The sequence below is a fragment of the Litorilituus lipolyticus genome, from assembly GCF_006439335.1.
In the GTDB taxonomy this organism is placed as follows: Bacteria; Pseudomonadota; Gammaproteobacteria; order Enterobacterales; family Alteromonadaceae; genus Colwellia; species Colwellia lipolytica.
The window spans coordinates 23,684-33,387 of record NZ_SAWY01000024.1 but is presented as its reverse complement, the minus strand read 5'-3'; the positions used below and the strand labels follow the sequence as shown (position 1 = coordinate 33,387).

The window sequence follows — 9,704 nt, the reverse complement described above, 5'->3', positions numbered from 1 at the left end:
CTAGGGTTGTTGTACTTTGGCATAAGACACCTCATCTTTAGTTAGATTTTGGTGTCCGTTTTATCGAGGGAGGATCACAGTCCCGCTTGAATTGCTTGTTATATGCAGCGCAATTTAAAACAAGCACTACACAAATTTAAAGGCACCCGTGATAAAACAACCAGCCGTGAACTTTTGAGCGTTAAGCAAAACTGGCCGAACTAAATTAATAACTTTGTTGCCTTTGAAAAAGGTATCAATAACAAAGTTTATTAGTGCATACACTAAACAGTTTTAGCGAAAAACACTACGTAAAAATCTCTTGCTCTAATACGTAATTCTTTAAAGCATATAACGCCTTACTAATGGGCGCATAAATGCTTGGCTAAAATTAGCGACGAAGGAGCGCAAGCCAAGCGTTTTGCGTCCTTTTAAGTAACTTGTTAGAAATACCTTTACGCTAGGTTAGAGTATGCCCAAACAACAACTCCAAACGCTAAGGAATAAAATACTATTGGCAAAACCACAAACCAAAATAGAGCTTTCCACTTTACTACATTAAAGTTAGCTAAGATTCCTTTGTAGCTAACAAAGACTGCCCAGAATGGAAAAATAATTATTATAGAAGACCAATATTCATCTGCATTAAAGGTAGCTATATAGTCTTGATATAAAAAAGCACTAACTAGCAATATTGCTATATGCGGGATGACGGCTATTAAACTTGAGAATACGTAAATAAGTCGTCCATTCACTTTATCGAACTCACCAGCACCGCTCCAAGAAAGCCTTAAATTATAAAACCACCCACCAATCAACCAAACAAAGAATGCTCCGAAAGCTCCTATTCCTGCAATTATAAGGAAAAATACAAGCCAACCTCCTGAGATTGCATCTAGCATCATTTGATTAGAGCTAGTTGCTGTCCCAATATCTGATTTCATTAACTTTTGATCTATTCTGTCAACCGCATTTGATATTCCAATTAACCATAGTGATGCATAAACTAATAAGGGTACATTAAGTAAATCTAGATCTTTAAAAAACAGACTAGGTTTGAAGAAAAGTAGATGAAAGTTTTTAAAAAAGAACTTAAATCCAGTATCTTCTTTAATGCCTGATATATCTTCCTTAATTACGGTATCCATCGAAACTCCTTGGTATTTCTAACAGCTTATTAGGAGGAAAAATTCCTTGTTTAAACACGGAAAAATTCCTTCTTTCATGATTTTTTAAGTGTATACAATACGCTTAAAATTGATTTGGTTCAATCGCTTATTAATTTATCGCTTATCTGGTTGATGAGTGAAAGGCGGAAAAATTCCTTCTTTCACGCAAAAGTAGAAAATTACGCCTATACTGTGTATTTATACAGTATTTGTTTTCTGTTTTTGGGGGGTTCTATGAAATCTTTATTTTTGACATATATCAGCGAGCAGATGCTGATGAAACGATATGCTAAGAGAACGGTAGAGTCTTATCTTTATTGGATAAAGGCCTTTATTAATTACAATGGACAAGTGCACCCAAAACTATGTCATGATCAAGACGTAGAGAGATTTTTAACCTACCTAGTTACTCAGCAAAATGTTGCACCAAAAACACAAGCGCTTGCGCTAAATGCACTGGTATTTATGTATCGCGAAATATTAAAAAAGCCGTTAACACTGACGTTAAACTTCAATAAGAGCACGGCACAACCAAAGCTACCAGTTGTATTAACCACACAAGAAATTTCAATGCTATTACAGGCTGTTGCAAGTCGTCATGCACTTGCATGTAAGCTTATGTATGGCAGTGGTCTTAGGTTAATGGAAACAGTACGTTTACGTGTGCAAGACATCGATTTTGATTATCTGTCAGTAATGATTTGGCAAAGTAAAGGTGGAAAACACCGTCGTGTCACATTAGCTAAAGAGTTAGTGACTCCATTAAAGCAACAAATAAGTGCAGCAAAGCTTTATTATGAACAAGATATTAGAAATGCTTATTATCATGGAGTGTATTTACCTAATGCACTAACAAGAAAGTATCCATCAGCAGCGAAAAGTTTTGGTTGGCACTATTTGTTTCCATCATCTCGTTTGAGTAATAAGCCGCAAACAGAATATTTAAGTCGTCATCATATTGATGAAACAAGTTTAAGGAAAGCTGTACAAAAAGCAGCGAAAGATACCAATATTGCTAAAAGAGTTACTTGTCATACATTACGTCACTCTTTTGCGACACATTTACTGCAAAGAGGTGCTGATATTCGTACAGTACAAGAGCAATTAGGCCATACAGATATTAGAACCACACAAATTTATACGCATGTTATTGAACATGGTGCGAATGGGGTAAGAAGCCCGTTATCTGACTTAATTTGAATTGGCATATTGCAATGCAGAGCAGATATGTCGTACTCAGCAACAAAATAGTAGGCTGAGTACGAAATTTACTGTGGTTAATTAAGTTGCAAATTTAGCTTTGCTTGCTTTGTATGTACTCGTTAACTAATTCAGCTAATACATTAAGTGGTACAGGGCCATTCTTTAAAATAACATCATGAAATTCACGAATATCAAATTTATCGCCTAACTCTGCTTTAGCCTGTTCGCGTAATTCAATAATTTTTATCATGCCAATTTTATAAGCGGTTGCTTGAGAGGGCATAACAACGTGTCGTTCAACCATTTTAACGGCGTCAGATACTGCGTTTGAGGTATTAGAAACATAATAATCAATACCTTCTTCACGTGTCCATTGTTTACTATGAATACCTGTATCTACTACAAGACGACAAGCACGCCATAACTCCATAGCTAAGCGACCAAAGTCAGAGTATGGATCTTGGTATAGGCCAATCTCTTTTGGAATAAATTCAGAGTACAATCCCCAACCTTCGGTGTGTGCGGTATAACCACCAAACTTTCTGAACATTGGAATGCCGGTTAATTCTTGTTTAATCGCAAGTTGCATATGATGTCCAGGAATCCCTTCATGATAAGCTAATGCCGCCATTTGATATATTGGCATGGCTTCCATATCGTATAGGTTGGCATAGTAAACACCAGGTCTTGAACCGTCTGGCGCTGGCGATTGATAAAATGCTTTTCCGGCAGACTTTTCTCTAAAGGCTTCAACGGCTTTTACTTTTAATTTGGCTTTTGGTTTAGTTAAAAATAAGCTGTCTAGTCGACCTTCCATATCATCAATTAAAGCAACTGCTTCATCAATATAGCGCTGTTTTCCTTCAGGAGTACCTGGGTAATAAAATTGTTTATCACTACGCATAAACTCGAAGAATTCGTTTAAACTTCCTTCATAGTTAACTTTTTTCATAATAACGCGCATTTCATCATGAATTCTAGCCACTTCACTAAGACCAAGTTTATGAATTTCTTCTGCTGTTAAATCAGTCGTTGTTGTACGTTTTAGTGCGTTATTGTAAAAAGTTTCACCTTCAGGGAATTTCCATACGCCATCACGAGTATCGGCTTTTTTCTCAAGCTGAGTAAGATAAGTAATTAACGTTTGATACCCAGGCTTTAGGTGTTGGGTTAGCGCTTCATTTACTTCGGTAATCAATGTTGATTTTTCTTTTTCAGAAATATCAAGCTTAGTCACTTTACGCGTAAAATCTGCAAGGAGCGTGCTGTCTGCTTTGTTGTCAAAAGGGGCACCTACAAGGATATTTTTTGAGTCACGAATTACGTGTTCAAAAACAAATTTAGGCGCGATGATGCCTTTTGCTTCACGTATTTTTAATTGCTCTATAAGTTGTAACATCAGTTTTTCAGCGCCGATCACACGTGATACGTAATCTTGTGCTTCTTTTACGTTACTTATGGAGTGCTGGTTGATTAAAAACGCAGGAACTTGCGAGTGCGTTCCATACATTTGGTTAACTGGGTAACTATGGTAGCGCCATTTATAGTCTGCAATTTGGTTTTCTAAGCGCTGAACTAATAAGCGGTAACTAATTTGTGTTTGTGCATCAAGGGTATTGATGTCTATGGCTGTAACCCTAGCGAGGTTTTCTTTGGCAAAAGCTTGTTCTTTTGCGCTATTTTCTTCAGAAAAGTCATACCATTTATCGTAGTTGTCTTTAATACCCAAATAAGTTTGTCTTACCGGATTACGATTAACACCTTCTTTAAAGATGGTATCAAACAGAGCATTCGCTTGTTTTGAGGCTTCTGCTGTAGATTGTACGTCGATTACTGTAGAAGTTGTGTTGGTAGATGATTCATTCGCTGCTGTATTGCCTTGTTTAGCACAGGCCGTTAGTAGCGCACTTGAAATAGCTACTGCGATTAACGTTTTGCTTATCGTCATTTTATGCTCATATAGTAAATAATTATTTAACCTTCATTGTCTCCCAAGCCAGTTGCTATGTGCAATGAATGCTCGATAAACGGGGCTGTTTTTGCGATTAATGGTGGTGCGTTACTTTTTGTAACGTATTAACTTTATTCAATAAAAAACAAAGGAAAATAACGAAAATCTGTTATTTTTTATTTGTTTAAGTTTGTGATGGATTTGTGATAATTACGTTAAGAATACGTGATTAAATTGCAACACTTTCTCTTCATACTTGGTTTGACTCATTTATTACAAAAGCAAATTGAAGGAAGAAATCATGAAATTTAAAACACTCTTAACATCAGTAGCAACATCAGTAACTATGATGGCAGCAAGTTCGACAGTTTCAGCACAAGATCTTGAAATAACAGTTACTAACTTAACTCAAGGCTTGTACTTTACGCCAATTGTTGCTGCAGCACACAATGGTGATACGAAATTATTCTCAACTGGTATGGCTGCCTCTCCTGAACTAACAGCAATGGCTGAAGGTGGAGATATTTCTGGTTTAGTGTCTGTTTTATCTAATGCTGATGCTAATACTGTTGAAAACCCAGCAGGTGGTTTGCTTGCACCAAGTACTTCTACCAACTTTATGTTAATGAACGATGAGGGTAATCAGTACTTATCATTTTCTGCCATGATTTTACCATCAAATGATGGTTTTGTTGGGGTAAACAGCTGGATGATCCCAGAAGAAGCAGGCACTTATACAGTGTATGTAAATGCTTATGATGCAGGCACCGAAGCCAATGATGAAATCCGTGGTAGCGGTGCAGTAGGTGAGGCAGGCATGCCAGTACCACCACCACTAGAAGCAATGATTGGTATGAATGGTACAGGCGTAACCATGAGCGAAACTAACATGGTAGTACATGTTCATCGCGGTAACTTGGGTGATGATGACATGATGGCTGGTAAAAGTGATATTAACAGCAGTGTACAGCGTTGGTTAAACCCTGTAGCAAAATTAACTGTAGTTGTTAAGTAAGGGGGCAATATGTCTATTCATTTATTCAATAAAAAAACAGCATTAACGCTAGCGCTTGCTGCAACGTTAACGGCATGTGGAAGCGACAATGATGACAATATGCCTGAGCCACCACCTCAACCACAGCCAATGGAATATAGCTATGATATTACGGTATTAAATTTAACGCATGAGCAGCCATTATCGCCAATTACTGCCGTTTTACACAGTGATGGAAAAATGTGGGATATTGGTATGAGTTCGTCAGTTGCATTAGAAAAACTGGCAGAAGGTGGTGATAATTCTGATTTTATTTCACAAGAATCTGTTTTAGCTAACGCAAGTGCTGAAGGCCCCTTAATGCCTGGCTTAAGCGAAACTATCACTATCACTACAACTGATGAATTAGCAACTCATTTAACCGTGGCGACTATGTTGGTGAATACAAATGATGCTTTCTCGGGTCTAACTAATTTAGAGCTTTCAACGCTTGATGTAGATGCAAGCATGTCATGGCATTTAAATGTATATGATGCAGGTACCGAAGCTAATAATGAAGCAGAAGGTACCATACCAGGGCCAGCTGATGGTGGCACAGGTTATAGCATGGTTCGTGATGATGTCGATATGGTTTCAATGCATCCAGGAGTTGTGAGTTTAGACGACGGTTTAATGAGCTCAGTGCTTACTCAAGCACATCGCTTTGATAACCCAAGCTTAAAATTAACAATAACACGGACGAAATAGTAAATGTGGCTCTGGTCAGATTTACTGACTAGAGCCTATGAATAATATTACCAAAGATAGCGTTTTAATCGTGGAAGATGAGCATGATATTGCTCAATTAATCAAAGTGCATTTGCAAGAATTAGCGTTAAACGTCGATATTTGTCACGACGGTGAAACAGCGTTAAATCTAGCTTTAACAAATGAATATCAAGCGATTATTCTTGATGTCATGTTGCCTAAATTAAGTGGTTTAGATGTCTGTCGGCAAGTTCGCGATGCAAAGCCGTTACTTCCTATATTAATGTTAACTTCTCGTACCAGCGAAACAGATAGGGTATTAGGTTTAGAGCTGGGTGCAGATGATTACATGACAAAACCTTTTAGCGTTAGAGAACTGCAAGCTAGGGTTAGGGCACAATTACGACGGTATCACTGTATCGAAAAAGCTAATCAGTTGTCTGCCAGAGATGAAAATACTGCTGTTAATAGTTCATATCGTAGTGTGGTAAACGGTGTGATAAATGGTACATCGTTAGCAAATCATAACACGAGCGACTTAAACCATCAGACAATCAACGGGCTTAATAGCCTAAATGGTGATAGCACTCAACAGGCTACCTGTATAGGGCAGCTGATGATAGATCACACTTATCATCAGGTGAAATATAAAGAGGACACTATTGAGCTAACATCGACTGAATTTGAATTGCTGAGTTATTTAGGCAGTCATCCCGATCAAGTTTTTTCAAGAAGCCAGTTATTAGATTCAGTGTGGGGATATCACCACAGTGGTTATGAGCATACGGTTAACTCGCACATCAATCGTTTGCGTAATAAATTAGAAACAGATACGTCAAATCCTCAAATTATTCAAACGGTATGGGGAGTTGGCTATAAGCTCAATTCCGCAGGAGTACATTAACAATGTCACTTTCCCTATATCAACGCTTAGCGTTAACGGTAACTGGTGCATTTATTGTCGTTGCCTATTTACTCTTTTGGTGGAGTAGCTCTTTAGCTGAGCAAGCAAAACATCAAGCCGAGCAGCAACTCCATTTAGCTTTGGCAGAACATTTAGCGAATGATAATCCTCTTTTACAAGATGGCGTTTACAATAAATCAGCCCTTGAAAATTTATTTCACACCTTGATGGTTTTAGGACCAGCGTTTGAGTTTTATTTTTTAGACTCCTCAGGCAACATTTTAACTTACTCAGCTGACAAGGATAAAATTAAGCGTCAATCCGTAGAACTAGCCCCCTTAGTTACTTTAATTGACAGCCCTGAACAATTACCTGTTTATGGTGATGATCCGCGAAGTATCACTGGAAAGAAGATTTTTTCAGCAGCACCAATATATAATCAAGGCAATTTACAAGGTTACTTGTATGTGATTATTGGTGGTGAGATTTATGATTCAGTTTTCGCACGGGTTAAGACCAACCAACAATTAGTTCAGCATGGCTTTATCATTATTGCTGCGTTTGTTTTGGTGCTTATTTTATTGCTCGTTTTATTGCGCTATTTTACAAAACCTATAAGACAATTAGTTTCTGAGATGGAGCTAGTGAAATCTCATCAATTTGATAGTACTCAAATCAATTTATCGCATTGGCAAGCGAATAAGAAAAATGAAATTCAATTGCTAGGCCACACGTTTGCTGAAATGGTCACTAAAATTAATGAACAGCTGATGCAGTTGACAGACAATGAACGCATTAGAAAAGAGTTATTAGCCCAGTTATCTCATGATTTACGCACACCACTTGCTGCAATGCAGGGTTACGTAGAAACTATCGCGATAAAAGGCGATAGTTTATCAGTTGAAGATAGAGATGCTTATTTAAAAACAGTTCTAAGAAACGGAAAGCAGTTAAAGTTATTAATTGATCAAATTTTTGAATTAGCCCATTTAGAAGATGGTCAAGTATCAGTCAATTTAGAAACCTTCCCTATAGGTGAACTTATTTATGACATTGTCGCTAAATTTGCTCTAAAAGCCAGTGAGAAAAACATTAAATTATCATTGAACCCAGCGCAATGTGGTTATTTAGTTTATTCAGATATTGCCAAACTTGAGCGTATTTTAAGTAACTTAATTGATAATGCTTTAAGACATACCCCCGCAGACGGTGAAATTACTATCGATATTCAAAATGATAATGATCGCGTAACCATTGCTGTTATTGATAATGGTACAGGTATTAGCCAAGAAGATTTAAGCTATATTTTTGATGCTAGATATCGTGCCAGTAATGCAAAAGGCGAAAAGCATAAACATGCAGGTTTAGGCCTAGCTATTACCAAAAAACTTACCTCATTATTGAATGCGAATATGAAAGTGACCAGTGAACTAGGTAAGGGCAGTTGTTTTGCTTTTTCTTTAAAAGCAGTGGTGGTTTAAAGAGCTCGAAAAACCATTTAACTGTTAAACTTTAATGATCTAACGCTAAGTTATTAATGTTTTACTGTGCTATAACTTATTAGTAATAAAGAGTTATTAATGATGTTATAGCCTAAGGCTGGTGTTGATGTTTAAAGCGTTAGTTAGACTAATTTTCTCGACAAAGTCTCAGAAAGAACGAGCCAATTATACTTATTTTGAAGACACTAAAAACAGCACAGAAGAACAAGCTGAACAAGCGGTCGCTGAGTTGCAAGGTGCATTAACGACTAAGCAACTTGATATAACCACCATTGAAGAGAAACAACAAAGAGGTTTTTACGATTACCTGTTTGGACAATCTCCACCAACCAATAGCCACGATGAGCTATCACTATTTGTTTCAGATAAAATAGAGAGCTTGTTGAAATCGCCTAAACATTTATTAGCGGCATTACCTATTTTACCCACTTCGCTTACTCAAGTGATTGAACAAATCAATGATCAAGAGTTTGTTACCCAAGAGCTGATTGGTCTTATTCAACAAGAACCTGTAATTGCAGCAAAAGTTATTGAACTAGCTAATTCTACGTTTTACAACCGTGGTCAGAAAGATATTACCGATTTAAAGTCAGCCTTTATGCAACTGGGTAGTAAAGGGTTAATGGAAGGTGTCATTAATGGCTTTATTAGTAAAATGGTGCCCAAATCACCCGTTTATTTTCAGCAATACGGTAATAAAATATGGCAGCATAGTTTATCTACTGGGGACATTACCAAACATTTACTGCAACAGGGACAACTTCATACGGAAGTGGCACAAGGTTATTTAGTTGGCTTGATATGTAACTTAGGCGATATGATTATTTATCAGTTAATGATGGAAGCTTTCTCTGTTGTTCACCCTGATAATCAACCCAACTCTTTTGCATTTAAGGAGTTGATGTTTAAGAACTCAAAAGTCATTACCTATAAAGTGGCGAAGTATTGGCAGTTTCCACAAGTGATTCTTGATGTGTTGTCAATTCAAGCAAGATTAAAATCATCAATGCAATTAAAAGTGCTTTATCAACAAAACCCTGTAGCTTGTTATGTTTATGAAGCGAACCTTATCAGTGAATTATTGGCTCAATACCAAGATGCCATGCTCGATAAAGAGGCGCTATTATCTATGTCTAGCCAGTTACTATACAGCCAACAAGCACATCAGTATTTAGACAATGCTTTAGCTTTGTAGAGGTAATATTGACGGAGTCTAGCTATTACTTTTTGCACAGACAGTGCCTTTTATTGTCAA

General features: G+C 37.1%; 8 protein-coding genes. 6 read left to right on the top strand and 2 right to left on the bottom strand.

The genetic code is table 11. From position 1 onward, the window contains the following. Window positions 1-434: 434 nt before the first annotated feature. Window positions 435-1,127 carry a hypothetical protein gene (locus EPA86_RS11665; RefSeq protein ID WP_140603806.1) on the bottom strand — a complete coding sequence of 231 codons (693 nt, stop codon included), beginning with the start codon at window positions 1,125-1,127 and terminating at the stop codon, window positions 435-437. A gap of 255 nt (window positions 1,128-1,382) precedes the next feature. Here EPA86_RS11665 and EPA86_RS11660 point away from each other — a divergent pair, with 255 nt between their 5' ends. Then, entirely contained in the window at window positions 1,383-2,348 is a 966-nt protein-coding gene (locus EPA86_RS11660; RefSeq protein ID WP_140603804.1) for an integron integrase, read from the top strand. 94 nt (window positions 2,349-2,442) lie between these two features. Here EPA86_RS11660 and EPA86_RS11655 read toward each other — a convergent pair whose 3' ends face one another. Then, complete coding sequence (locus EPA86_RS11655) at window positions 2,443-4,299, bottom strand: DUF885 domain-containing protein (RefSeq protein WP_140603802.1); 1,857 nt, start codon at window positions 4,297-4,299, stop codon at window positions 2,443-2,445. A gap of 304 nt (window positions 4,300-4,603) precedes the next feature. On the opposite strand from EPA86_RS11655, the gene EPA86_RS11650 reads away from it, so the two are divergent. The 5 genes from EPA86_RS11650 to EPA86_RS11630 all read left to right on the top strand — a co-directional run bounded on the left by EPA86_RS11650 (window position 4,604) and on the right by EPA86_RS11630 (window position 9,644). Further along, window positions 4,604-5,317, top strand: coding sequence for a spondin domain-containing protein (locus EPA86_RS11650; protein WP_140603800.1), 714 nt, complete (start codon window positions 4,604-4,606; stop codon window positions 5,315-5,317). A gap of 9 nt (window positions 5,318-5,326) precedes the next feature. After that, window positions 5,327-6,043 carry a spondin domain-containing protein gene (locus EPA86_RS11645; protein ID WP_140603798.1) on the top strand — a complete coding sequence of 239 codons (717 nt, stop codon included), beginning with the start codon at window positions 5,327-5,329 and terminating at the stop codon, window positions 6,041-6,043. A gap of 37 nt (window positions 6,044-6,080) precedes the next feature. Further along, window positions 6,081-6,947, top strand: a complete 867-nt coding sequence (locus tag EPA86_RS11640) for a response regulator transcription factor (protein WP_140603796.1) — start codon at window positions 6,081-6,083, stop codon at window positions 6,945-6,947. A 2-nt stretch (window positions 6,948-6,949) separates the two neighbouring features. Next, window positions 6,950-8,428: a sensor histidine kinase gene (locus EPA86_RS11635; RefSeq protein WP_140603794.1), complete on the top strand. Its 1,479-nt coding sequence runs from the start codon at window positions 6,950-6,952 to the stop codon at window positions 8,426-8,428. 127 nt (window positions 8,429-8,555) lie between these two features. Beyond that, window positions 8,556-9,644, top strand: coding sequence for an HDOD domain-containing protein (locus tag EPA86_RS11630; RefSeq protein ID WP_140603792.1), 1,089 nt, complete (start codon window positions 8,556-8,558; stop codon window positions 9,642-9,644). The last annotated feature ends 60 nt before the right edge of the window (window positions 9,645-9,704 follow it).

Excerpts from the sequence above, each read along its gene's own strand:
- EPA86_RS11630 (WP_140603792.1), top strand. The coding sequence starts at position 8,556 with ATGTTTAAAGCGTTAGTTAGACTAATTTTCTCGACAAAGTCTCAGAAA.
- EPA86_RS11655 (WP_140603802.1), bottom strand. The coding sequence starts at position 4,299 with ATGACGATAAGCAAAACGTTAATCGCAGTAGCTATTTCAAGTGCGCTA.
- EPA86_RS11665 (WP_140603806.1), bottom strand. The coding sequence starts at position 1,127 with ATGGATACCGTAATTAAGGAAGATATATCAGGCATTAAAGAAGATACT.
- EPA86_RS11660 (WP_140603804.1), top strand. The coding sequence starts at position 1,383 with ATGAAATCTTTATTTTTGACATATATCAGCGAGCAGATGCTGATGAAA.
- EPA86_RS11645 (WP_140603798.1), top strand. The coding sequence starts at position 5,327 with ATGTCTATTCATTTATTCAATAAAAAAACAGCATTAACGCTAGCGCTT.
- EPA86_RS11650 (WP_140603800.1), top strand. The coding sequence starts at position 4,604 with ATGAAATTTAAAACACTCTTAACATCAGTAGCAACATCAGTAACTATG.
- EPA86_RS11635 (WP_140603794.1), top strand. The coding sequence starts at position 6,950 with ATGTCACTTTCCCTATATCAACGCTTAGCGTTAACGGTAACTGGTGCA.
- EPA86_RS11640 (WP_140603796.1), top strand. The coding sequence starts at position 6,081 with ATGAATAATATTACCAAAGATAGCGTTTTAATCGTGGAAGATGAGCAT.